This window comes from Paracoccaceae bacterium (assembly GCA_012103375.1).
Lineage (GTDB): Bacteria > Pseudomonadota > Alphaproteobacteria > Rhodobacterales > Rhodobacteraceae > WLWX01.
This window is the reverse complement of the sequence record WLWX01000001.1, coordinates 978,787-1,004,012: the sequence shown is the minus strand read 5'-3', so window position 1 is coordinate 1,004,012 and position 25,226 is coordinate 978,787. Positions and strand designations below refer to the sequence as shown.

Genomic DNA, 25,226 nt, shown 5'->3' with positions numbered 1-25,226 from the left:
GGGTGAAAGGGGGCAAGCGCGCAGCGATGTCGGTCAGCCGAACGGCACCGGGTTCTTTTCCAGCCCTATCAGACGCCGCAGGCCCAGACGCATTCGGCGGCGCAGCGGCACCGGCCCGTCCGGGCCTTCAGGTCCGCCGCCAAGCATCCGGGGGACTGGTGCATCTTTCAGTTCGGGAAAGGCATCCAGCCGATCGTGCCGGATCGAACTCTGCGCCCAGTCGGCGGTGTGTTCCTGCGCCACCAGATGCCCCTGAATGGCGGGCGCGGGCGTTACCTGCAACGGTGCAAGCCGTCTGAACAACGCGGATTTCGGGTTGAACAACAGCTGATCGACCGGATCCACAAACGTTGGCGAATGCGCAACCAGCATCCGCGCGGCGGCTTGCGTCAGGATGTAGGCGGCCGCCCCGGTGTGGCGCGTGCGCAGACGGGCCAGCCTGCGATTGCCGACGCCAAGTGGCTTGGGCTGCGACAGCCAGGCCGGTCGCAACACGGTTTCCAATTTGATGACAAGGGCGTCGGCAGGCATCCAGACGGGCGGCATCACCTCGGCAAAAGTATCGGACAGAACGACGTCATCTTCCAAAAACAGGGCCGAGGGGTGCCCCGCGTCCAGCATCATCTGCCAGGCCTTGCGATGCGACAGGCTGCAGGCCAGATCGCCCTTCAGGATCATCCCGCCAATGGCCGGTCCCGGGCCGGGCACGGGATCAGGGCAAAAATCCGGGGCGGATGCATCAATCGCATCAACCCGGATCAGTGTCAGCCCCGCAGCCGCCGCGCTGTTTTGCACATGCGCCCACCGATCCGGGCGGCGCGCAAGATTGATGCAATACACCGGATAGTCCGCAGACCCGGTCATGCCCGGACCTTCATGGGCAGGGTTCCATTGCGCCGCGTCATCCGAACTCCACCGAAACCTTTCGGCGCCCCGTCAGCCGCTGCCACACTCTGCGCAGATTGCGCGCCAGACGACGCCGCAGCGTGTTCGGCCTGTCCCGCGATACCGCCTTTTGATCGTCACCACGTGCCTTCCATTCCCGCGCGTTCCTGACGCGGTCCACCTTCAATGTGCTCCGCGACCAGCTGCCAGTCTCGGAATCCGGCAGCAACCCGCCCTGAGTGACCGGTGCCGGGATCATCTGCCAGATCGAAAGTCTGCGAAACCAGGGCGAGCGGCGGCTGAACAGGATCCAGTCAATGGGTCTGGTGATCCGGCTGTCGTCGGCCAGCAGACGCTCGGCAGCCTTGCGGGTGATGACATAACCCCCGGTTCCCGATTGCGATGACTTCAGGCGCCCGATCTGCCGGTTATGGCCCGGCAGGCGGCGCATTTTTTCAAGCATGGCTGTGGAATTGAACACCTCGATGCGGATGACATCGGCGAAGGATGGCACCCAATCGGCGTGCAACACGTCGGTAAAGCCCGGGGCGAACACCACGTCATCCTCTAGGACCACGCCAGCGGGCGCACCGGATTCGAGCAATTGTCGCCATGCCTGTCGGTGCGACATGGTGCAGGCAACTTCGGCAGGATGGATCACCGGGCGGGTATGGTCTGGCGCCTCGTGAACCTCGGGCTGAAACGCCTGCGCGTCATCCACATTGCATGCCTCGATCCGGATCAGCGGGACGCCGCAGTCACCAGCGGCGGCAACCATATGTTCCCAGCGATCCGTCCGCTCGGCCAGGTTAATGCAATAGACCGGCATCCGGGCAGCACCGTCCGTCATGGGAACACCCCGCGGCGATTGCAGCGCGTTTCTGCGCGCCGATCACGATCCTGTTCGTGATCTGCGCAAGATCTAACCAAAGCGAAGCTCGGTCTTGACGCGTCCACGTAGCCGCCGCACCACGGCGCGGGCGCGACGCCCAATATCTTTGGAGGCGCGCCTTGCAATTGGCGACGCGTCGTCCTGGCCAGCGGCCATATGTTTCTGAATGAACTCCTCATCCAGCGAGCTTTGGGCCCAATCTGCCGCGGCATGTTCGCGCATCAGGCACCCCTGTTGCACTGGCGCCGGGGTGACCTGATAGACGGTCAATCCACGCGGCACAAAGGATTGCGGCGTGAACAGGTACAGATCGACCGCAACTTGAATGCCGTTCATGTCCGCCACCAGGTTTTCAGCGGCCTTGCGGGTCAGCACATAACCGCCAGACCCGTTTTGCGGCGACAACAGACGCCCGATCTTGCGCTGACCGGGCATGAACGGTTCGATGCGATCAAGCGTGGCGAATTGCGTCGCAACCTCGATCCGTATCAGATCAGCATCCGCAGGCCATTGCGCCTTGTTCAAAAAGTCGGCGAAACCATCGGCCAAGACCACGTCATCTTCCAGAACCACGGCCCATGGCGCATCCGAGGCCAGCAACGCGCGCCAGCACGCCAGATGTGACAGCGCGCAGCCGATCCGTTCGGGGCCCATCGTGCCGAAATCCCCCGAAACATCCGGGTGGCCGTCTGCGGTCATCCGCGCGATATCCTGTGGCCCCAATGCGCTGATTCGGTTGAGGGTGACCCCGGCCCGATCAGCAACGTCCAGCATCCGCGCCCAACGTTCGGGTCGGTCGTCCAGATTGATACAATAAATTTCCATCAAACACGCCACCTGCGCCGGACGAAGCCAGAATGCCCGGATAGCATGCTCAAATCATTTCTGGCGATCGAGGGCAACTGGATTGGTGTCGCCCGACGCCTGTGTTAGGCGGACAGCATGACCAATACCGCCCCCATCGAAGAACGCATCGCGCATCTTGAACGCGCGCTGGAAGACCTGTCCGCCATCGTCGCCATGCAGGTGGCCGATATCGACCGCCTGAAAGCGCGGGTGCGCATGCTGATGGAGCGTGAAGCAGGCCGCGAAGCGGACTCCGGTGGCGGCGTGGTATTCGGAGATGAGCGCCCGCCGCATTATTGAGCGCGGGCAGGTACCGGAAAGGTCCGCCCGCAGGTTCGGGCGGGGAACCATTCAGACGCTGCGGACATCCGAAAGCAACACCTGATCCTTGGGTGAATGATCCGGGGCGTTTCGTGGCGAATACTCTGTGCGTTTATATATCCTCCACATGCACCACGCCCGGCAGGCTTTTGAACGCGCTTTTTATCTGCGGGGTCAGCGGAAATTCCTGATTGGGGGTCACGTCGACTTCCTGACCCGTGTCCCGGTCCGCGATGCAGAAGGTGATCTGCCCCTTGCCGCGCGCACCTTTGCCGTCGGCCATGCGTTGCAGCACCGACTGGACTGAGGTGACGGCCGAGACCTCATCAATGTGGATTTTCAGCGCCAGCCCCCCTGCCCCGGCGGCGATGGTATCAATCGGTACGATGGCACGGGCCAACAATTTCAGCTGATCGGCCTCCATGTTCGCCTCAACCGTCAGGACGACGTTGGTGCCGGGTTCGATATGCTCGCGTGCGGCCTCCAGCGTGTCCGAGAAGACCGTGACCTCGTACAGACCCGTGGGGTCCGACAGTTGCACAAAGGCAAACCGGTTGCCGCGCGCCGATTTGCGTTCCTGCTTGCCCGAGATTGATCCGGCCAGTTTCGCGACCAGCGGCGCGCGCTCGGCTTTTGCCGTCACCTCGGCCAGTGTTATCACGTCTTTGCGCTTCAGCGGCCCCATGTAATCGTCCAGCGGGTGCCCTGACAGATAGAACCCGATGGCCTTGTGTTCTTCGGTCAGGCGTTCGTTCGGCAGCCAGTCGTCGGTGGGTGACAGGCGCGGTTCGGGCAGGTCGTCGCCCGCCTCGCCAAACAGCGACACCTGGTTGGATGCCCGCTGGTCGTGGATCGCCGCCGAATATCCCGCCAGCGCATCAAGACTGCGGAACACCCGCGCCCGGTTCGGGTCAAGCTGATCAAACGCTCCGGCACGGGCCAGCATCTCCAACGGGCGCTTGCCGACGCGTTTCAGATCCACCCGGCGGGCCAGATCGAACAGGGTGGCGAAGGGCTTGTCAGCGCCGGTTTGATCGTCCGGGTTCGCCCGTGCCTCAACAATCAGCTTCATCGCCTCGACGCCGACGTTCTTCAGCGCGCCCAGCGCATAGACGACTTTGCCGTCATCAACCGAGAATGTCGCCTGAGAGCGGTTGACACAGGGCGGCACAATCTCAATCTCCAGCCCGCGCCGAACCTCCTCCGCGTAAACGGCCAGCTTGTCGGTCAGGTGCAGATCGCAATTCATCACCCCGGCCATGAATTCGACCGGATGGTTCGCTTTCAGCCAGGCGGTCTGATAGCTGACGACCGCATAGGCCGCCGCGTGGGATTTGTTGAAGCCATAGTTGGCGAACTTATCCAGCAGGTTCCAGACCTCGTTCGCCTTGGATTTATCCACCCCGTTATCGGCCGCCCCTTTCAGGAATTTCGGTTTTTCCTTGTCCATCTCGGCCTGGATCTTCTTGCCCATAGCGCGGCGCAGCAAGTCGGCGCCGCCAAGGCTGTACCCGGCCATTTCCTGCGCGATCTGCATCACCTGTTCCTGGTAGACGATGATGCCTTGGGTTTCGTCTAGGATGTGGTCGATGCTGGGGTGCATCAGTTCGCGTTCGCGCAGCCCGTTCTTCACCTCGCAGAAGGCCGGGATGTTTTCCATCGGGCCGGGCCGGTAGAGGGCGACCAGCGCGATGATATCCTCGATACAGGTCGGTTTCATGCGCCTGAGCGCGTCCATCATGCCGCTGGATTCCACCTGAAAAACAGCCACCGTCTTGGCCGAAGCATAGAGGTCATAGGATTTTTCGTCGTCCAGCGGGATCGCGTTGATGTCGACCTCGCCCCCGCGTTCCTTGAGCAAATTCAATGCGTTCTGGATCACGGTCAGGGTTTTCAGGCCCAGGAAATCGTATTTCACCAGCCCCGCCTGTTCGACCCATTTCATGTTGAACTGGGTCGCTGGCATGTCGGATCGCGGATCCTGATAAAGCGGCACCAACTGGTCCAGGGGGCGGTCGCCGATCACCACCCCGGCGGCGTGGGTCGAGGCATTCCTCAGCAACCCCTCAACCTGTTGGCCGTAATCCAACAGGCGCTGCACGACCTCCTCTGCCTTGGCCTCGGCACGCAGGCGTTCTTCGGTGGCCAGCGCCTTTTCGATGCTGACAGGCTTGACGCCTTCGACCGGGATCATCTTGGACAGGCGATCCACCTGCCCGTAAGGCATCTGCAACACCCGCCCGATGTCGCGCACGGCGGCCTTGGACAGCAGCGCGCCGAAGGTGATGATCTGGCCCACCATGTCGCGGCCGTATTTGTCCTGAACATAGCGGATCACCTCCTCCCGCCGGTCCATGCAGAAGTCGATGTCGAAGTCGGGCATGCTGACCCGTTCAGGGTTCAGGAACCGTTCGAACAGCAGGTTATAGCGCAGCGGATCAAGGTCGGTGATCGTCAGCGCATAGGAAACCAGCGATCCCGCGCCGGACCCTCGCCCCGGACCCACCGGAATGTCATGATCCTTGGCCCATTTGATGAAATCGGCAACGATCAGGAAGTATCCGGGAAAGCCCATCCCCTCGATCACGCCCAGTTCGAAGTCGAGGCGTTTTTCATACTCCTCGACCGACACCGCATGGTCGATCACGGCCAGACGTTCCTTCAACCCCGCCTCGGCCTGGCGGCGCAGTTCCTCAACCTCATCATCGGCGAATTTGGGCAGGATCGGGTCGCGGCGGGATGCGGCAAAAGCGCAGCGGCGGGCGATTTCAACCGTGTTCTCAAGCGCTTCGGGAAGATCGGCGAACAGGGCTGCCATCTCGGACGGGGTTTTGAAGTAATGCTGCGGCGTCAGGCGGCGGCGGGGCTCCTGTTGATCAACATACGCGCCATCGGCAATGCAGATCAGGGCGTCATGCGCCTCGTACATGTCCGATTTCGGGAAATAGACATCGTTGGTCGCGACCAGAGGCAGCTCCATCGCATAGGCCATTTCGACGAAGGGGCGTTCGGTCAGGCGTTCCGCTTCGGGCTGTGTGGCGTCGTCGCGCGGGTGGCGTTGCAGCTCGACATAAAGGCGGTCGCCGAAGGCATCCTTCAGCCGGTCCATCAGCGCCTGCGCCTTTGGGCGCTGACCGGCCTGCAACAATTGCCCGACCGCGCCTTCCGGCCCGCCAGTCAGACAGATCAGCCCGTCGGCATGGGCCAGAAGTTCTTCGACCGAGACCTGCGGCAGCGCGCCGTTCTGATCCAAGTACAGCGCCGAGTTCAGCTTGAGCAGGTTCATATACCCCGCCTCGTCCTTCGCCAGCAGGACCAGCGGCGCGGGCGGGCGCGCGGCCTCTCCGCGTGCGCCCGGATCGAAGGTCAGGTCGACCTGACAGCCGATGATCGGCTGAATGCCCTCACCCTGCGCGGCGACGGAAAATTCCAGTGCCGCGAACATGTTGTTGGTGTCGGTCACCGCAACCGCCGGCATCCCCGCCTTTGCGGCCAGGCCAGGCAGTTTTTTCAGCCGCACGGCCCCTTCCAGCAGAGAATATTCGGTGTGCAGACGCAGGTGGATGTATTTGACAGAGTCGCTCATGCCCGCGACCCTAGATCAGGATGTGGGGGCATGGAAACGGATAAGGCGAAGAACCGGGATGGGCGGGCGTTTGGGGGATGCTCAGCAAACAGATGGTCTGAGGACCAGTATATTGGCGACGCACCACACAAGCCGTGCACTCGTCAGCCCGGGGGTTGGCGAACCGACAGAAGTTCGGGGCACTTGGATGGTTCAGAAATCCCGTCAACTATGAAGGAGGCGCCCACATCACCCATCGCCAACCCGCCCGGACGGGCTGGCGAGTGCACGGCGCCTTCGGCTCGATTCCGTGCACAGAGTGACTCTCACGCTGCGTTCGCGGGAATGCCACGGACGGGCTCTTCTATTGGCCGCCCACAGCTTCCATCAACTCGATCCGGTTGCCGAAGGGGTCATCGACATAGGCCCGCTGAAATCCCGGCAGATCCTCGTCCGGGCGCACGTCGACCCCGGCATCGGCCAGCCGGCCCAGTAATGCGGCCAGGTCATCCACCAGAAACCCCGGATGCGCCTTTCGCGCGGGGGCAAACCCTGCTTCAACGCCCAGATGAGCCCGGACATCGCCCGCCTCGAACCATGCACCGCCGCGGCCCGCCAGGACCGGCGGCTTAGGCACCTCACTTAGCCCCAGCAATCCTTCATAAAATTCACGCGCCCGGGCCTCGGCCCCCTCGGGCATCGCCAGTTGGATATGGTGGATCGCACGCAGGCTCATGCCTGCCGGATACCCGAAATGTCGCCCGCCAACCAGAGTCCGCTTGCCAAACGCCCCAAACACGGCAATCCTGACCGGCAGATCAAGGGCTGTGGGCCTCGCTTTACGCCGCATCGGGCGACCCCACATTATGCCAAAGTGTCAAAGAAAGCGGCGGAATACCTGATGTCCGAAATTGCCTTTCTGCTGAACGGAGAGGTCACGCGCGTTGCCGACGCCGCCCCGACGCGGACCCTGCTTGACTGGTTGCGCGAAGACCGCGCGCTGACCGGCACCAAAGAGGGCTGTAACGAGGGCGACTGCGGCGCCTGTTCCGTGATCGTCACCGATAAATCGGGCAGCCGGTCGATGAATGCCTGCATCCTGTTTCTGCCACAACTGCACGGCTGTGCGGTGCGCACCGTCGAAGGCATCAGCGGCCCGAAAGGCGAATTGCATCCCGTACAGCAAGCGATGATCGACCATCACGGCAGCCAATGCGGGTTTTGCACGCCGGGCTTCATCACCGCGATGGCAGCGGCGCATAAGAACGGGCGCACCGATCACAACGATCAGCTGGCCGGAAACCTCTGCCGGTGCACCGGCTATGCGCCGATCATTCGCGCCGCTGAGGCTGCGGAAGACAAACCCGTGCCAGCCTGGATGGAAGAGGATCTGAGCCGCCTTAGCGGGATCACCGAAACGCGCGACGACTGGGCGCGCCCGGAGACCACGGTCGAACTGGCGAAATGGTATCTGGATCACCCGAATGGAACGCTGATCGGCGGGGCAACAGATGTCGGGCTGTGGGTGACCAAGAACCTCAAAGACCTCGGCCCAGTCGCTTTCCTGAACAATATCGACGACATGTCCGATATCCGCATCACCGATGATCTGGTGCGGATCGGCGCGGCGGCGACGATTGCAGACGTGATGGAGGCAATTACGCCGATCTATCCGGATTTCGCCGAACTGCTGCGACGCTATGGCTCGGCGCAGGTCCGCAACGCGGCAACCATCGGCGGCAATATCGCCAATGCCTCGCCCATCGGCGACACGCCGCCCGCGCTGATCGCACTGGGGGCAACGCTGCATCTGCGACGCGGGGTGGAACGGCGCGACGTCCTGCTCGAGAATTATTTCATCGACTACGGCAAACAGGATCGGGTGCCCGGTGAGTTTATCGAGGCTGTCAGCTTTCCACGCAGCGCCGACCGCCTGAAATGCTATAAGCTGTCCAAACGGTTCGATCAGGATATCTCGGCCGTGTGCGGGTGCTTCAACGTCCGGGTGATCCACGGCGTCGTCACCTCGGCGCGGATCGCATTTGGCGGCATGGCGGGTATCCCCAAGCGCGCGCGCGCGGTGGAAACCAGCCTGATCGGCAAGTCATGGGATGCGAATGCCGCAGATCGGTCGTGGGATGCGTTCAAGCGTGATTTCACACCCCTGTCGGACATGCGCGCCAGTGCCGAGTATCGGCTTGAGGCAGCGCGCGGCATGTTGATGCGCTATCTGCTGGAGGATCTGGGCGCCGACACGCGGGTGTTGGATGTGTCGCCCCCGGTGATTGTCGAACGATCAGCCTCTGACGCAGCGCGTGCCAAACCTGCCACGAAAACCGATGACCCTGAGTTGAGCGCGGTCGCAGCCGCAGCCGCTCTTGCCGCAAGCGCTGCCGCAGAAGAAGTGGCCGCCAAGGCGACGCCAGCGGATGCGCCGGTGTCGCGCGCAGATACCAAGTCCGAAAACACGGCGGCGGCGACGGATGCCAGAAAAACCGACCCTGCTGAAGCGGCTGAATCGGCTGAAAAAACCGAGACGGCTGATGAGGGTTCCAAGGCGGCGGCACCGGCGTCTGATACACCGGAAACCTCGTCCGACGATGCCAAGGGCACCGAAGCTAGCGCAAGCGACGCATCAGACGCCGCACCCGAAACCGGCGGCGATAAATCAGATGCCGCAGACAAAAGCGCCCCCAAGACTGCCGATGACAGCAAGTCAGACGCGGCGAGCAACGGCGATGACACCTCTGACCCGACGCAAAAGCCTCAAACAACCGAGGTGACCGACGCGGCGAAGGAAGCGGCGAAAGACGGGGCCCCGGAAAACAGCGCGCCGCAGGATACTGCCGCCACACCGGACGACAAGACAACCGACGTTGAACCGGCGCCCAAGGCCGACGCCTCCGCAACCGACACGGCCGAATACCCGGCTAAGCCCGACGATGCCGGGGAAACCCCGCCCGATCAGGTCGCGATCATCCTGCCGCCCCCCGCCAAGGACACGCCAGAGGACAAGTCATGAGCGTCGCCAAGCCCCTGCCCCATGACGCCGCGCGCCTGCATGTCACCGGCGCGGCGCGCTATGTCGATGATATCCCGACGCCTGCGGGCTGCCTGTCGCTGGCTTTTGGTCTGTCCGACACCGCCTGCGGCACGATCACCGCGATCAACCTCAACGCCGTGCGCGCGGCCCCCGGTGTTGTCGCGGTCCTGACCGCGGACGATCTGCCGGGCGCGAACGATGTCTCGCCTTCGATCCATGACGAACCGATGCTGGCCACGGGCGAGGTGCACTACCTCGGCCAGCCGATCTTTCTGGTCGTCGCCGAAACCCATCTGGCCGCTCGCAAAGCGGCGCGATTGGGCAAGATCATCATCACCCCGACCGACCCGATCCTGACAATTGATCAGGCGCTAAAGGCCGACAGCCGGTTCGAGGGCGGTCCCGTGATCTGGACCAAGGGCGATATCAACGCCGGTTTCCGCACCGCGCCCAAAACCATCGAAGGCACGATCGAGATTGGCGGGCAGGAGCATTTCTATCTTGAAGGGCAGGTCGCGCTGGCGATCCCGGGTGAGGATGGCGACATGCTGGTGCATTCCTCGACCCAGCACCCGACCGAGATCCAGCACAAAGTGGCCGAGGCGCTTGGCGCGCCGATGCACAGCGTCCGGGTTGAAACGCGGCGCATGGGCGGCGGGTTTGGCGGCAAGGAAAGCCAGGGCAACGCGCTGGCCGTGGCCTGCGCTGTGGCTGCCGCGCAAACCGGGCGGCCCTGCAAGATGCGCTATGACCGCGATGACGACATGACCATCACCGGCAAGCGTCACGACTTCCGGATTGCCTATAAGGCCGGATATGGTGCGGGCGGGCGCATCGTGGCGGTCGAGTTCAAGCAATACGCCCGCTGCGGCTGGTCACAGGACCTGAGCCTGCCGGTTGCCGACCGCGCCATGCTGCATGCCGATAACGCATATGACCTGCCCGCCGTGCGCATCGAAAGCCACCGTTTGAAGACCAACACCCAGTCGGCCACTGCCTTCCGGGGGTTTGGCGGCCCGCAGGGGATGGTCGGGATCGAACGGGTGATGGACCACATCGCGCACGAACTTGGCAAGGATCCGCTGGACGTGCGGCGCATCAATTTCTACGCCGACGCAGATGGCGAGGGCGGAGCCTCCGGCGGGGATATTTCCGACAAAAAGACGAAAGCGGCAGCACCAGCCCCGGCCAAGGCGCGCTGGCGGGACCGTCGCAAGGCCAAGAAGGCCGCGACAGAGCCTGAGGTTACCCGTGGTCCCGAGACGCAGATGACGCCCTATGGCATGAAGGTCGAAGACTTCGTGCTGAACCAGATCGTCGATGATCTGGCCGAAACGGCCCACTATACCGCGCGGCGCAAGGAAATCGCCGAATGGAACGCGAACAACCCGATCCTGAAGCGCGGCATTGCCCTGACGCCGGTGAAATTCGGCATCAGCTTCACGCTGACCCACCTCAACCAGGCGGGCGCGCTGGTGCATGTCTATACCGATGGCTCGGTGCATCTGAACCACGGCGGGACCGAGATGGGTCAGGGCCTGTTCCAGAAGGTCGCTCAGGTCGCCGCCGACCGCTTCGGGATCCCGACCGATATGGTGAAGATCACCGCGACCGACACCGCCAAGGTGCCCAACACCAGTGCCACGGCGGCCTCCAGCGGATCAGACCTGAACGGCATGGCCGTCAAGGCCGCCTGCGACGAGATTCGCGACCGGATCGTTGCCTGCCTGGCCGAACTGCATCAGGCACAGCCCTCGGATGTGTGGTTCGAGGATGGCTTTGTGCAGGTGGCGGGCAATCGGATCCCCTTCGCCGAGGCCGCAAAAACCGCTTATGAAAACCGCGTCAGCCTGTCGGCGACCGGGTTCTACAAGACACCCAAGGTCGAATGGGACCGGGTGGCGGGCAAGGGCCGTCCGTTCCTGTATTTCGCCTATGGTGCCGCGATCAGCGAAGTGGTGATCGACACGCTGACCGGCGAAAACCGCATTCTGCGCGCGGACATCCTGCATGACGCCGGCGCCTCGCTGAACCCGGCGATTGACCTGGGGCAGGTCGAAGGCGGCTATGTTCAGGGCGCGGGCTGGCTGACGACCGAGGAACTGGTCTGGGACGACAAGGGGCGGCTGACGACGCATGCGCCTTCGACCTACAAGATCCCCGCAGCCTCGGACCGGCCCGAGGTGTTCAACGTCGCCCTGTGGGAAAAGGGCCTGAACCATGAAAATACGATCTTCCGCTCCAAAGCTGTCGGGGAACCACCGCTGATGCTGGGAATCTCGGCACTGATGGCGCTGAGTGACGCAGTCGCCGCAAACGGCAAGGTCTATCCCCAGCTGAACGCCCCCGCCACGAGTGAGCAGGTGATGAACGCCATCATCCGTGTGCGCGACAAATGAGGGCCGTCTATGTCGTGATCGAGGCCGTGCGCGGTTCGGCCCCGCGCGATGCGGGGACGGCCATGAAAGTGACCGCTGACACGATTGAGGGGACGATCGGGGGTGGCGCGCTCGAATTCCGTGCGATCGCTTTGGCGCGCGAGATGCTGGCCAGCGACGGCGAGGAATTCACCCGCAAGATACCGCTGGGGCCCGGGTTGGGCCAGTGCTGCGGTGGTGCGGTGACATTGCGGTTTACGCGCGAAGAACATGCCGTCGACGCCATCCAAAACAATGTTCATCCGAACAGCGATATGCGCGCCGATCCGCAACCTTTGTGGCTTTGGGGGGCGGGCCATGTCGGGCGCGCTGTTGTCAACGCTGCCGGACCGGAGGCGTTCAGGATCACCTGGGTGGACGATGCGGCGGATCGATTTCCCAAACGCATTGCGCCCCATGTCAAAGCCCTGCCCGCCGCCGATATGCCCCTGCTGGCCGCCCGCGCGCCGGTATATGCGCATCACCTGATTTTCACCTATTCCCATGACATAGATTTCGCGCTCTGCGCGGCCCTGTTGCAGCGTGGTGCGGCCTCTATCGGGTTGATCGGATCGCAGACCAAGCGCACGCGCTTTTTCAAGCGGCTGCGCGCGCTTGACCTTGACCCGGCGCAAATCACCTGCCCGATTGGCGACCCCAGCCTGGGCAAGGCGCCGCAGGATATCGCGCGCGGATGTATTGCTGCATTCACGGCAATGGAAGACGCCGCATGAGCACGCTGTTGACCCGCAAGGTCTGACCAAAGCCTGTCCCGACATTACCGCCAATTCGGACGCGTCCTTCGATATCGGCGCGGGTGCAGTTCACGCACTACTGGGCGAAAACGGTGTGGGCAAAGCGTTTTCGCGGCACGGATTAAAGAGAGGCAAACGACGAAAATCTCTTACGTACCAATATCCTCATCCGTTCCTCTCACGACAAAACACCGACAATGCTTGCGCATCTGTTGCCAACCCAGTGCGCTGGCGCGATACCAAGGGCACCGGACCTCATAAGGACAGCGCCATGCCACTGATCACAGCCGCCGACGGCTCGCCGATGTCCTCGCTCTGCTTTGGCACCATGCAATTTGGCGGCAATGCGGACCAATCCGCCGCCGCCGCAATGTACGCTGCCTGTCGCGAGGCTGGCGTGAACTTCTTTGATACCGCCCACACCTACTCCGGCGGGCGGTCTGAAACGATCCTGGGCCAGCTGGCGGCAGATGAACGCGACGCGTTGATCATCGCCACCAAGGTCAATTTCGAAGACGGCATGTCGGCCCCTGTCGTCCACCGCTCGGTCGAGGAAAGCCGCCAGCGGCTGGGGATGGACACACTGGATATCCTCTATCTGCATCGCTGGGACGATGATGTCCCGCTGGAAGAAAGCTTCGAGGCGCTGGCGACCTATGTCGACAACGGCACGGTGCGCCACATCGGCGTGTCAAATTATGCCGCCTGGCAGGTCGTCAAGGCGCAGCAGGTCGCCGCCGGTTTCGGCGTCCAGATTGCCATCCTGCAACCGATGTACAACCTGGTGAAACGTCAGGCCGAGGTTGAAATTCTGCCGATGGCGCAATCCGAAGGCCTTGCCGTCGCGCCCTATTCGCCGCTGGGCGGGGGGCTGCTGACGGGCAAGTATTCTGCCGGGGAAACCGGGCGGCTGACCGACAATTCCGGCTATGCCGTCCGCTATGGCCCGCGCTGGATGCATGATGCCGCAGCCGGGCTTGCCGAAATCGGGGCCGAGCTTTGCGTGCCCGCCGCCACCCTTGCCGTGGCGTGGTGCGCGCGCCACCCCGGGATCACGGCACCGATTGTCAGCGCACGCTCGGCCAAGCAACTCGCCCCATCACTTGCGGCCGCGTCGTTTGAGATGGACGCCGCCCTTTACGCCCGGATCAGCGCCCTGTCCCCGACACCCCCACCTGCCACCGACCGGCTGGAAGAGGCGCTCTGAGCGGTGCCAGGCGCGATTGTCATTGGCGGCAGTGTGGCCGGGCTGACCGCCGGGGCAGAACTGGCCGAAGGCGGCGTTCAGGTCACCCTGCTGGAACGCGAAACGGCGCTGGGCTATCACGCCTCGGGCCGGTCTGCCGCGATGTTCGAGATGGGGTATGGCCCCGCCGCCGTGCAACGCCTGACCGAGGCGTCCGAGGCGGAATACGTCGCCAACGACATTCTGTCGCCGCGCGGATTGATTCTGGTTGGCCGCGCCGATCAGGCAACAGCGTTTGACGCCGATGTGGCCGCCCTTGGCCTTATCCGGATATCAACCGATCAGGCTCTCGGGCGGGTGCCGATTCTGAATCCCGATGCCCTGGCCTTTGCCGCCCTCAGCCCCACAGCCCGCGACCTTGATACGGACCGTGTTTTGCAGGGCGCCGCCAAACGCCTTCGCGCGGCGGGCGGGCGTATCGTCACCGGGGCCGAGGTTCACGCAATTCGCCAAAACGCCGGTGGGTGGACCGTTTCGGCGGGGGATGAGCATGCCGCCGACCTGCTGATCAACGCCGCAGGGGCCTGGGCGGATCAGGTCGCGACCCTGGCCCATGTCGCTCCGATCGGTCTGCAACCCAAACGCCGATCCATGGCGCGGCTGCCGGCACCCGGCGGCCACGATGTCACCGGCTGGCCGATGCTGATGGGTGTGGACGAAAGCTGGTACGCCAAGCCCGACGCGGGCGGCTGGATCGTCTCTCCGTCCGAGGCGCATCCGATCGACCCCTGCGACGCCTGGCCCGACGATATGGTCCTGGCCGAGGGGATCGCGCGGTACGAGGCGATGGTCAGCGAACCGGTCACGCGGCTTGAGACCAGTTGGGCGGGCCTCAGAACCTTTCCGCCCGATGGCGTTCCCGCGATTGGTCCTGACCCGGATCACCCCGGTTTCATCTGGTGCGCGGGGCAAGGCGGATATGGCTTTCAGACTGCGCCCGCCGCCGGGCGGCTGACCGCTGCACTGGCACTTGGAGCCGCGCCCCAGCTTGACGCCGCAACCGTCGCCGCCCTGAACCCGGCGCGCTTCAGATGACGGGGATGGACGCGTCACCGGACACGCCGCATATCGTCGCGGATGCCGCCGGGCGCATGACCGCGCCGAGTGCTGCACGCAATATCGACGCGATTCTGCGCGAACTGGTGCCGCGCGCGCCTGCCACCGGATCAGCACTGGAAATCGCCAGCGGCACCGGGCAGCAGGTGGTGCGTTTTGCCAAAGCCCTGCCCGGTTTGCACTGGCAGCCAAGCGATATCGACGCGGCGCGCCTGCGCTCGATCACCGCCTGGAGCGCGGCTGAGGAGGCAATCGCCCCGCCGATCCAACTGGATATCGCCAGCGCCGGATGGGGCCAGCGCCTTGGCCCGCGTGACCTGATCATAACGGTGAATCTGTTGCACCTGATCCCGGAAACGGCTGCCCGCGCCTGTCTGGATCAGGCGGGCAAGGCCCTTGGTCGGGGCGGGCTGTTCGCCATCTATGGCCCATTCCTGCGCAATGGTCAGCCAACCAGCGACGGCGACGCCGCGTTCCACCAGCGCTTGCAAGCCGCCGACCCGACAACAGGGTACAAGGATGTCGCCTGGGTGGCGGACCGCCTGACCGAAGCTGGCCTGACCCCGCCCGAGGTGGTCGCGATGCCGTCAAACAACCTGATGCTGTTTGCGCAGAAGGGCTGAACGTGACGGGGCTGTGGGCTGGTTGCGGGAAATCGACCAAGTGACACAGTGGCCGTGCACGACGTTCCGAGCGATCCGCGTCCCCTTCAGGCCACCCACAGCCAATCAGCATCGGAGTCCCATTCCCGCGCGTCAGCTTCCGTAGGCAACCGCCCAGCGCCCGATCAACTCGCGCTGCAACAGCTTGGCGCGGCTGTTCCAGGCCGCGGCGCCTTCCGGGTTGTCGCGCTGGGCGCGCGTCAGCTTTTCCCGCCTTGGGACATCGGCGGCAAATGTTGCGAATGCCACCCGCCGACCGCCCGGCAGATCGGCATAGCCCGCCAGCCCACTGACGAAATGCAGCGTGCCGGTCTTGGCGCGCACCGTGACACCCCCGGTCCCTGCTGTGTCTTTCAGCGACACCTCTTTCATGATCGGGGCCAGCGCCCCCTCTGGCCCCAGTTGCACCAGCGCCTTGACCATATCCGTCGCCGTCACCCGACTGTCATCGTTCAGGCCCGAATGATCCTTCAGCGCGGTTTTGCGCGTCTGCGCACTGCGATCCAGCCAGTCCATCATGCGCCGGGCCGAAGCATCGAGGTTGCGCGCCCCGCTGCCAAGCCTGCGCGACGCTGTAAGGCCCAGAACCTCGGCCGTCAGATTTGTCGAAAACTTCAGCATATCCGCCGCAATGTCGCGCAAAGGCGCACTGTGCATTTGCACCACCGTCATGCCCGAAACGTTGCGCGCCTCAGTCCCGTCACCGTTCAATACGATACCGTAGGAGCGTGCCAGGCTCATGAAAACTTCGGCTGTGTACAGCCCCGGGCGGCGCACCGGAAGCCAGCGTGACCCCGCCTTGCCCAGCGCCGCGCGCGCCACAGTCCATTCATCTGCCATGCCACTATCGGCATAGGTGTAAATCGGAACCTTGCGGTTCTGCACCTGCATCTTGGCGACCGTGACGGCAGGGCGAAACCGGTCGCCGCGCGCCTCCATCTTCACCGCATAGCCCTTGTTCGCCCTCTCCCACGAAAAATGCACCCGGTTGAAATTCAGGTTCAGCCCCCCGACCGAGGGGTTGTATCCGACATGGGCGGGTTGTTCCGGGTCGATCTGACGGATCGCGGGAAGCGCGCTGGTCTGAACGCGGAACCGTCCTGTCACCTCACGGATACCGGCCTCTTTCAGCATGCGGGCCATTTCGCCCAGACGGTCGGTGTCCAGCGTCGGATCGCCGCCGCCGACCATGACCAGATCGCCGTCTAAGCGGCCGTCCCGGATCGGCCCCGTCGCGACCAGACGCGTCGCAAAGCGATACCCCGCACCCAATGTGTCCAGCGCATAAAGCGCGGTGATCGCCTTGGCGGTGCTGGCGGGCGGCATCGGCAGTATGGGGTTTGCAACCTCCAACAATTTTCCGGTTTTCACGTCCGCGATCGCAAAGCTGATCTTGCCACCCAGTTTCGCGCGGCGCACGATATCGTCGACCGGCGGCGCAAGTACGACGCGCCCGCCCGGCGGACGCGGCAAAGGCCGGGGCGAGCGTTTCGGCGGTGCCGCGCCAGCGGCGCTACCAATGCTGGATGCAAGACCTGCAATCACGGCCCGCCGGGTCATTGAAATAGACATACCAGCAGGTTACCGCCTGCCCGATTGCCCCGCAAGTCGCACAAGCGCTGCCGTGGTCACGTTTTCGCGTCAGGCAACCGCCGCATCATCCGCGCTGCTGGTGCCGCGCACCCAGATATGGATGCCGGTACAGCATCGCCCCCACAATCTATGCGCGATCAGCCGGGTTTTCGCGCAACGCCCTTTTCGCGCTTTTTCCCCGCAGACGTTGCATTCCAGTCACCCTGCGCGCGGATAGCGGTCGACGATACATCGCTAAGCGGCAGGTTCACATAACACCACGCCGGCGCATCTGCGCGCGCCAAAAGTTGCGAGGCTCGCCCCGGCAGCCGCGCCGCCTGAAACAGCCGCGCTGCCAGTGAGGTACGCGCCGCAATGCCAGTTCCGGGCCGCGCCAGCACGCCGACCGGCACCCGGTACATGATCTCGCGCCAACGCTCCCACCGGTGGAAATCGGCCAGATTGTCGGCACCCATCAGCCAGACGAAACGCACCTCGGGATAATGCGCTTGCAGCGCGGAAAGGGTTTCGGCGGTATAGCGTGTGCCCAATTGTTCTTCGATGCCGCAAACCTCCACCCGCGGGTGGGTCATCAGGGCCCGTCCGGCGGCGATCCGCTTGGCCAATGGGGCGGGCGCGCGCGCCTTCAGCGGGTTACCGGGCGACACCAGCCACCAGACCCGGTCCAGCCCGAACCGCTTCAACGCGGTGCGCGTGATATGCACATGCCCCGCATGCGGCGGATCAAACGACCCACCAAGCACCCCGACCGATTGCCCCGGTGCGGCCTTTGGAAACCCGCTGCGCATTGGTTGCCACTAAAGGCGTAATCGCTGCGGCCTTGCAAGCCTTGGCAGCCTGGAAATGCCATGCCTTCCGAATTCGTACAAAAATGTCTGCATTTGCCTTCTCGTTGCCCAGTTTCCTTCACGCGCCCGTAGGTCCGGCCTGTCAGACAGGGCAGGCGCGACCAGTCAGTTCCGAAAGGAAGGAGAATTATTTGATGCCTGCCCCCGATCCACAAACATGGGGATTTGTACTTTTGCTGGTGCTTGCGTCTTTGGCCCTGCGCCTGTTGATCATCAACCGCAGAACCGGGGGCGCCTATGCTGACGACGACGAGTCCGGTCCGGCGCGGATCAGCTCTCGGATATTTCGCATTGCGGCGGAGCGGTCGACCGACGGGATCGCCTTGGAGGATATGAACGCGCGCGTGATCTGGGCGAACCCGGCATATTTTCGGATCATGGAGCGGCCGCCGGAACAGATCCTGGGCAGATGCGCGGCGGAATTCGCGTTTCATCCCGACGACATGCCAAGCGCGCAAGAGATCGCGGACTTCCGCTACGACCCCAGCTCGGAAGAATTCTTCAAGCCGACTCTGATTCGCAATTACCGGCCCGGCGGCAAGGTATTCTGGGCGCAGCTGACCATGTCGCTTGTGGACATGGAAGACACCAATCTTGGCGGCGATACCGCCGTACTGGTTACCTGCCGGGATGTCAGCGAACAAATCGAGCGTGAAGCCCGCCTCAAAGATGCCTCTCAGGCGCTCGAGCATTCGGCCATGCATGATCCGCTGACCGGGCTGGCCAACCGCACCGCTGTCGTTGGTTTTGGGGAATCCGCGCTGCAACAAGGCAAGATCTCAGGGCAACGCACAGGCATGCTGCACCTGGATCTGGATCGCTTCAAAGAGATTAACGACCAATACGGGCATGCGGCGGGCGATGCGCTGTTGCAGCATGTTGCTGACATCCTGACCAAAACGGTCCGGCGCGGCGATCTTGTCGGCCGGATCGGCGGCGACGAATTCGTCGTGGTTTGCCCGGGCGTGACCACGCTGGATGATCTGAACTGGCTGGGCAAGAAGGTCATCACCGCGCTGAACAAACCGATGCCATGGTGCGACGGAACGATCCAATGCGGTGCCAGCGTCGGCGCCGCAATCTCGACCCCGCAGATGGAGGACCCGCGCGTCCTGATCGCCATGGCGGATTCCGCCCTTTACGAGGTCAAGCGTTCAGGTCGTGGCAACGTCGCCGCCTATGATGAGGGTCTGCACCGGCGTCAGCTGGCGCGTCAGGCGCTGCAGGCCGATTTCTCGGCGATGCTGGCCGAAAACCGGATGGAGTTTCAGTTCGAGCCTTTGATTGATTACGACAATATGAACCTGCTGGGATTCGAAGCCACCGCCAAGTGGACGCATCCAACCCGCGGCGAAATTCCCGCGGATGTGTTTCTGACAATGGCGCTGGAATTGAACCTGATGTACGAACTTGATCTGGCTGCGATGCACGCCTGCACCCGCACCCTTGCCGATCTGCGCGCCCATGGTTTCGATACGCTGGTGGTCAGCTTCAATGCCTCGTCCCAGACCCTGATGCAGGAGTGTTTCGTCAACCGCCTGGCCTGGGAGATGGACCGGCTGGACCTGCCGTTTGGCAACATCGCTGTCGAGGCACACGAAAACTCCATCTTGGCAAGCAGCGGAGCCATTCACGAATCCCAGGAAGCCATCGCGCGCCTGAATGCGCTTGGCGTTCGCGTGGCGCTGGATGACTTCGGCGTCGGTTATGCGGGCCTTTCGCATCTGGCGCAGCTTAAATTCAACGGCGTCAAGACCGACCCGATGCTAATCGAGGACCTCGCCGGCAACCCTTCGCGCCGCACCATCTTCAAATCCATTGTCCAACTTTGTGAAACACTCAATATCCGCATGATCGTCAAAGGCGTCGAAACTGACGACCAGGCAAAGACGGTGAAGAGTCTTGGCTGCAACCTGATGCAGGGCCAGGTGGCCGCCACCCCCATGGCTGCCGATAGCCTGATCGACTGGATCGCGTCCAGCCGCTTCAGCCCGCTTGAAACAGACGTTTCCGCCATATCGCGCCGCGCGTCGTAATCCACTTGACCACATCCGCCACGCCACGCACCCTGCATGGCGGAGGCGCGCATGAGTATTTTCGACAGCGACAAGGCGGCACAGACCCACCGGCATCTGCACAGCCACCTGCCCAGCGATCCCGCACTGCGGGTCAAGGCGCTGGAATCACTGGTGGTGGAAAAGGGCCTGGTGGCGCCGGAAACCCTGGATGCCTGGGTCGAGGCTTACTCGGATCACATCGGTCCAAAACGTGGCGCCGAAGTTGTGGCGCGGGCCTGGGTCGATCCGGGTTTTCGCGACCGCCTGCTGGCCGATGCAACGGACGCAATTGCCGACTTTGGCTATGACGGCCATGCCACCGGGCACCTGAAAGCCATTGAAAACACGCGCGAAACCCACAACCTTGTGGTGTGTACCTTATGTTCCTGCTATCCATTCTCACTGCTGGGAATGTCGCCCGCCTGGTATAAATCCAGCGCCTACCGCGCCCGCGCCGTGCGCGAACCCCGCGCGGTTCTGGCCGAATTCGGCGTCGACCTGCCCGCCGAAACCGGGGTGAAAGTCTGGGACAGCACCGCCGAGTTGCGCTATCTCGTCGTCCCGCAACGCCCCGAAGGAACCGACGGCTGGGACGAAGCGCGCCTTGCATCCATCGTGACGCGCGACTCGATGATCGGCACCGACCGAGATCTGAAAGTCGGTGCCTGATGGACGGTGTGCATGATCTTGGCGGCAAGGAAGGCTTTGGCTCCATCGACGTCGACAGCCCGCCGTTTGCCCATGAGTGGGAGCGTCGCCAATGGGCAATCTCGACCAACGCCTGGCTGGGCGGCAATATCGACCGGGGGCGGCATATTCTGGAGCTGCTGCCGCCGGGGTTTTACCTGACGGCCAGCTATTTCGAAAAATGGTGCCTGCGCGACCTGACCAAAATGGTCGCCGGGGGGATCGCCACTGCGGAAGAGGTTCTGGCCGGTCATGCCGACACAGCCCAACCTGCGCCCGAAGCGCGCGACCTTGACGCCGCAATCGCGCGGGTGCGTGCAGCGCGCGCAGATTTCTCGCGCCCGATTGATGCCGCGCCCGCCTTCGCAATCGGTGCAACGATCACCACCCTGCCCCACGGCCATGCCGGTCACACCCGCCTGCCCGCCTATGCCCGTGGGCGCATCGGCACCGTCACCGCGCATCACGGCGCGCTTCTTTATCCCGACGATGTGTCCGAGAATACCGAGACGGCGCATCACCTCTATACCGTCGAATTCACCGCGCCCGCGCTTTGGGGCGAAGCGGCAGATCCACGCGATACCGTCCTGCTTGACCTGTGGGAGCCTTACTTTGTTCGCGCCTGACGATCCGCTGGCCCCCGCCGCCCCGGTTTTCGCCGAACCCTGGCACGCGCAGGTGCTGGCCATGGCCGACACGCTGATAGTCGCCGGGCATATCGACGCGACCGACTGGGCCGATGCGCTGGGGGCCGCGCTTCGCCATCGGGCGGATCAGCCCGACACGCCCGACACCTATTATGCGGCGGCCCTTGCAGCGCTGGAACGGCTTGCCACATCCGTTGGTATCGGGCCGCACGAACAGGCCGACCGCAAGGCCGCGTGGGAAGCCGCCTATATGCGCACGCCCCATGGATCGCCTGTCGCGCTGTGAGCTGCCGGAATGACCCGGAGGGCGCACATCTGTGCCGATAGAAACGCAAGCCGGGCGACAGGGCGCCACGGCGCAAACTCTGCTTTCGCCGCTGTTGCAGACATTCGCGCCCCCGCGCTAGGCTGATCGCGACCCTCATGAAAGCCGCCCGATGCGCCACCTTGCCCTTGCCGCCCTTCTGATCCTGCTGCCCGGGTTTGCCAGCGCGCAATCCTGGTGCGGTGCCGCGAACCTGAACCAGACCGAGGCGACGATCTGCAGTGTTCCCCAGTTGGGCGGTCTGGATACCCAGATGACGGTGATTTACGACCGGGTGAAAGATCGCCAGACGAACCTGCGCGGTGATCAGTCTGCATGGCTTGCCGCGCGCAATTTCTGCCGCACGGATATGCTCTGTATCGAAACGGCCTACCGCGAAAGACTGTCGGTTCTGCGCCAGATCCCAGGGCGCCGCCCGGTCTGGTGCAGTGCCACCACCCTTGGCCCGACCGAGGCGACGATCTGCGCCACGCCCCTGCTGGGGCATCTGGATGCCGAACTTGGCGCGCTCTATCAACGCGCCGGGCCAAGCCTGCAGGCCGTGCAACGCCAATGGCTGCGCCAGGAACGCGACACCTGCGGCGCCGGTCCGGCGTGCGCGCCCTGCGCCTGCGGCGCGCACCGGGCGCAGATCAGTTCTTTCGCGATTCAGATAATTGGGATGGCGATTTAGCCGCCGCAGCGCGCGTAACCTCTGCCGGATCATCTGTTCGCGAGGACGCATATACGCACGCTGAGGCCGATTGCCCCGGCCCGCCGCCGCCCGTAAAAGGGCGCGGACAATCATTTCTCGGCAGGAGCATCCCCATGGCAGCCTATCAATACGTCTATCACATGGACGGCGTCTCCAAAACCTATCCGGGCGGCAAGAAGCTGTTCGAAAACATCCGCCTGTCCTTCCTACCCGGCGTCAAAATCGGTGTCGTCGGCGTCAACGGCGCGGGTAAATCAACGCTGCTGAAGATCATGGCGGGGCTCGACAAAGATTTCTCGGGCGAGGCATGGGCCGCCGAGGGTGCGCGCGTCGGATACCTGCCCCAGGAACCGACGTTGGACGAGTCGCTGAACGTGCGCGAAAACGTCATGCTGGGCGTCGCTGGCAAAAAGGCGAAACTCGACCGGTTCAATGAACTCGCCATGAACTATTCCGACGACACGGCGGACGAAATGGCCGCCCTTCAGGATGAGATTGACAGCGCCAACCTCTGGGATCTTGACGCGCAGATCGACGTCGCGATGGAGGCACTGCGCTGCCCCCCCGATGACGCCGCCGTCGACACGCTGTCGGGCGGTGAAAAACGCCGTGTCGCGCTGTGCCAACTATTGCTGGACGCGCCCGACATGCTGCTGCTGGACGAACCGACCAACCACCTGGACGCTGAAACCATTGCCTGGCTGCAGAACCATCTGATTGATTACAAAGGCACAATCCTGGTCGTCACCCACGACCGCTATTTCCTGGATGACATCACCGGCTGGATCCTGGAACTCGACCGGGGCCGCGGTATTCCTTATGAGGGCAATTATTCCGCCTGGCTGGAACAGAAAGCAAAACGGCTGGAACAGGAAGCGCGTGAGGATAAATCCAAGCAGAAAACGCTGGAACGCGAGCTTGCCTGGATGCGCCAGGGTGCCAAGGCCCGGCAGGCGAAATCCAAGGCCCGGATCACCGCCTATAACGACCTGGCCAACCAGTCCGAGCGTGAAAAACTCGGCCGCGCACAGATCGTCATCCCCAATGGCGAACGCCTCGGCAGCAAGGTGATCGAGGTTGAGGGCCTGAAAAAGGCCATGGGCGACAAGCTGTTGATCGAAGATCTGACATTCAGCCTGCCCCCCGGCGGCATCGTCGGCGTCATCGGCCCGAACGGCGCGGGTAAATCCACCCTGTTCCGCATGCTGACCGGGCAGGACCAGCCCGACGAGGGCGCGGTCACCTATGGCGACACCGTGCAGCTGTCCTACGTCGACCAGTCCCGCGAAGCGCTGGACGCAGGCGCAACGGTTTGGGAGGAAATCACGGGCGGGGCCGAGGTCATCGAGCTTGGCGACGCCTCCATGAATTCCCGCGCCTATTGCAGTTCGTTCAACTTCAAAGGCGGCGACCAGCAGAAGAAGGTCGGCCAGCTGTCGGGGGGTGAACGTAACCGCGTCCACATGGCCAAACTACTGAAATCAGGCGGCAATGTCCTGCTGCTCGACGAACCGACCAACGACTTGGACGTTGAAACCCTCCGCGCTCTGGAAGACGCCCTGGTCGATTTCGCCGGCTGCGCCGTCGTCATCAGCCGATTGTGTTGAAAAACTCCGTTTTAAAGCGTTTCGGCTTGAACCTGAATCGCGAGGGATTCCCTTGAGACCTGATCTGTGATTCATCCTGTTTGGGAGGATGGATCATGTCAGCACCTTTGCCATCTGCGCTTCGGATACGGTTTCAGAGATACATTGAAGAAGGGTTGAGCGGGCGCGCGGCGGCGTTGCGGTTGAAGCTGTCGCCTGCCACAGGCGCGCGGTGGGCGCGTCAGGTGAGGATGAAGGGTCATGCGGAACCTGCCCGGCAGGGACCGCCGCGCGGCAAGGGAAAGCTGGCTCCGCATCGGGAATTCTTTGAGGAGTTGATCGCACAAGACCCTGACATCACGCTCTTTGAGTTGCGTAATGCGCTGGCCGATGCAGAGGGTGTGCGGGTGCATCACTCCTCCATCGCCAACCTTCTGTCCCGGCTCGGCTTCACGTACAAAAAAAGTCGCTGGTCGCAACCGAGCGCCGCCGCGCCAAGGTAAGGCAGCAACGGGCCGACTGGTTCAGATACCGCTCGCCAGCCATTGCGACCTTTCCTGAGCGCGTTGTCTTTATTGACGAAACCGCAGTGAAGACAAACCTCACGCGCCTACGCGGCAGAGCCAAGCGCGGTAAGCGCCTGACGATGGATGCGCCCTTCGGAAGCTGGGGAACCCAAACCTTGATCGCGGGCCTGACCCAAGGCGCGCTGATCGCACCTTGGGTCATCAAGGGAGCGATAGATGGCCCCGCCTTCGCGGCCTACATCCGCGAAGTGCTGGTCCCCGAGATCAACCCCGGCACTGTCGTCATTCTCGACAACCTGGCAACCCACCGGAATAAGGAGGCGACGCAGGCTTTACGCAATCACGGCTGCTGGTTCCTTTACCTGCCACCGTACTCGCCCGACCTGAATCCCATCGAGCAGGCCTTCTCTAAACTGAAAGCCCATTTGCGACGGATCGGGGCCAGGTCCTTTACCCAGGTCTTCGAAGCAATCGGAGCAATCTGCGATCTCTACGACCCAGTAGAATGCTGGAACTACTTTAAGGCCGCCGGATATGTCTCAGGTTAATGTCGAAACGCTTTAGGGCCTGAACG

The 25,226-nt window shown here is 63.2% G+C and carries 20 protein-coding genes and 1 pseudogene; 14 read left to right on the top strand and 7 right to left on the bottom strand.

What is annotated here, in order from left to right; genetic code table 11:
- Nucleotides 1-33 precede the first annotated feature (33 nt).
- The 3 genes from GKR99_05260 to GKR99_05250 form a co-directional block, all read right to left on the bottom strand.
- Nucleotides 34-864: a hypothetical protein gene (locus GKR99_05260; GenBank protein NKB26983.1), complete on the bottom strand. Its 831-nt coding sequence runs from the start codon at nt 862-864 to the stop codon at nt 34-36.
- 37 nt (nt 865-901) lie between these two features.
- The gene (locus GKR99_05255) at nt 902-1,735 is read right to left on the bottom strand and encodes a hypothetical protein (protein NKB26982.1); all 834 of its coding nucleotides are present in this window, start codon (nt 1,733-1,735) and stop codon (nt 902-904) included.
- Between the two features lie 72 nt (nt 1,736-1,807).
- Nucleotides 1,808-2,602: a hypothetical protein gene (locus GKR99_05250; GenBank protein NKB26981.1), complete on the bottom strand. Its 795-nt coding sequence runs from the start codon at nt 2,600-2,602 to the stop codon at nt 1,808-1,810.
- Nucleotides 2,603-2,719: 117 nt separating this feature from the next.
- Between GKR99_05250 and GKR99_05245 the strand changes: the two genes are divergently transcribed.
- Nucleotides 2,720-2,923, top strand: a complete 204-nt coding sequence (locus GKR99_05245) for a SlyX protein (GenBank protein ID NKB26980.1) — start codon at nt 2,720-2,722, stop codon at nt 2,921-2,923.
- Nucleotides 2,924-3,056: 133 nt separating this feature from the next.
- Here GKR99_05245 and dnaE read toward each other — a convergent pair whose 3' ends face one another.
- Together dnaE and GKR99_05235 are read right to left on the bottom strand one after the other, a co-directional pair.
- The gene (gene dnaE, locus GKR99_05240) at nt 3,057-6,530 is read right to left on the bottom strand and encodes a DNA polymerase III subunit alpha (protein NKB26979.1); all 3,474 of its coding nucleotides are present in this window, start codon (nt 6,528-6,530) and stop codon (nt 3,057-3,059) included.
- Nucleotides 6,531-6,873: 343 nt separating this feature from the next.
- Entirely contained in the window at nt 6,874-7,245 is a 372-nt protein-coding gene (locus GKR99_05235) for a glyoxalase (protein ID NKB26978.1), read from the bottom strand.
- 165 nt (nt 7,246-7,410) lie between these two features.
- Here GKR99_05235 and xdhA point away from each other — a divergent pair, with 165 nt between their 5' ends.
- From xdhA to GKR99_05205, 6 genes are all read left to right on the top strand, one after another.
- Nucleotides 7,411-9,531 carry a xanthine dehydrogenase small subunit gene (gene xdhA / locus GKR99_05230; GenBank protein ID NKB26977.1) on the top strand — a complete coding sequence of 707 codons (2,121 nt, stop codon included), beginning with the start codon at nt 7,411-7,413 and terminating at the stop codon, nt 9,529-9,531.
- Complete coding sequence (xdhB, locus tag GKR99_05225; GenBank protein NKB26976.1) at nt 9,528-11,951, top strand: xanthine dehydrogenase molybdopterin binding subunit; 2,424 nt, start codon at nt 9,528-9,530, stop codon at nt 11,949-11,951. Before xdhA ends, xdhB begins: the two co-directional genes overlap by 4 nt.
- Complete coding sequence (xdhC, locus tag GKR99_05220) at nt 11,948-12,703, top strand: xanthine dehydrogenase accessory protein XdhC (GenBank protein NKB26975.1); 756 nt, start codon at nt 11,948-11,950, stop codon at nt 12,701-12,703. Before xdhB ends, xdhC begins: the two co-directional genes overlap by 4 nt.
- A gap of 292 nt (nt 12,704-12,995) precedes the next feature.
- A complete protein-coding gene (locus GKR99_05215; GenBank protein NKB26974.1) occupies nt 12,996-13,931 on the top strand; it encodes an aldo/keto reductase in 936 nt (311 codons plus the stop codon).
- Between the two features lie 3 nt (nt 13,932-13,934).
- Entirely contained in the window at nt 13,935-15,005 is a 1,071-nt protein-coding gene (locus tag GKR99_05210; GenBank protein ID NKB26973.1) for an FAD-dependent oxidoreductase, read from the top strand.
- Nucleotides 15,006-15,010: 5 nt separating this feature from the next.
- The gene (locus tag GKR99_05205) at nt 15,011-15,649 is read left to right on the top strand and encodes a DUF938 domain-containing protein (protein ID NKB26972.1); all 639 of its coding nucleotides are present in this window, start codon (nt 15,011-15,013) and stop codon (nt 15,647-15,649) included.
- 132 nt (nt 15,650-15,781) lie between these two features.
- Here the strand turns inward: GKR99_05205 and dacB are convergent, their stop codons facing one another.
- Both dacB and GKR99_05195 read right to left on the bottom strand, forming a co-directional pair.
- Nucleotides 15,782-17,260, bottom strand: coding sequence for a D-alanyl-D-alanine carboxypeptidase/D-alanyl-D-alanine-endopeptidase (dacB, locus tag GKR99_05200; GenBank protein ID NKB26971.1), 1,479 nt, complete (start codon nt 17,258-17,260; stop codon nt 15,782-15,784).
- 158 nt (nt 17,261-17,418) lie between these two features.
- Nucleotides 17,419-18,069, bottom strand: a complete 651-nt coding sequence (locus tag GKR99_05195; protein ID NKB26970.1) for a nicotinate-nucleotide adenylyltransferase — start codon at nt 18,067-18,069, stop codon at nt 17,419-17,421.
- 83 nt (nt 18,070-18,152) lie between these two features.
- On the opposite strand from GKR99_05195, the gene GKR99_05190 reads away from it, so the two are divergent.
- From GKR99_05190 to GKR99_05160, 7 genes and pseudogenes are all read left to right on the top strand, one after another.
- Nucleotides 18,153-20,165 carry an EAL domain-containing protein gene (locus GKR99_05190; protein ID NKB26969.1) on the top strand — a complete coding sequence of 671 codons (2,013 nt, stop codon included), beginning with the start codon at nt 18,153-18,155 and terminating at the stop codon, nt 20,163-20,165.
- A gap of 51 nt (nt 20,166-20,216) precedes the next feature.
- Nucleotides 20,217-20,855 (top strand): nitrile hydratase subunit alpha, encoded by a 639-nt coding sequence (nthA, locus tag GKR99_05185; GenBank protein ID NKB26968.1) that lies wholly within the window; start codon nt 20,217-20,219, stop codon nt 20,853-20,855.
- Nucleotides 20,855-21,499: a nitrile hydratase subunit beta gene (gene nthB, locus GKR99_05180; GenBank protein ID NKB26967.1), complete on the top strand. Its 645-nt coding sequence runs from the start codon at nt 20,855-20,857 to the stop codon at nt 21,497-21,499. Before nthA ends, nthB begins: the two co-directional genes overlap by 1 nt.
- Complete coding sequence (locus GKR99_05175) at nt 21,486-21,806, top strand: hypothetical protein (GenBank protein ID NKB26966.1); 321 nt, start codon at nt 21,486-21,488, stop codon at nt 21,804-21,806. Before nthB ends, GKR99_05175 begins: the two co-directional genes overlap by 14 nt.
- 151 nt (nt 21,807-21,957) lie before the next feature.
- Nucleotides 21,958-22,518 (top strand): hypothetical protein, encoded by a 561-nt coding sequence (locus GKR99_05170; protein NKB26965.1) that lies wholly within the window; start codon nt 21,958-21,960, stop codon nt 22,516-22,518.
- Nucleotides 22,519-22,652: 134 nt separating this feature from the next.
- On the top strand, nt 22,653-24,146 hold the full coding sequence (gene ettA / locus GKR99_05165) for an energy-dependent translational throttle protein EttA (protein ID NKB26964.1): 1,494 nt from the start codon (nt 22,653-22,655) through the stop codon (nt 24,144-24,146).
- A gap of 95 nt (nt 24,147-24,241) precedes the next feature.
- Nucleotides 24,242-25,200 (top strand): annotated as a pseudogene (locus tag GKR99_05160) (IS630 family transposase).
- The last annotated feature ends 26 nt before the right edge of the window (nt 25,201-25,226 follow it).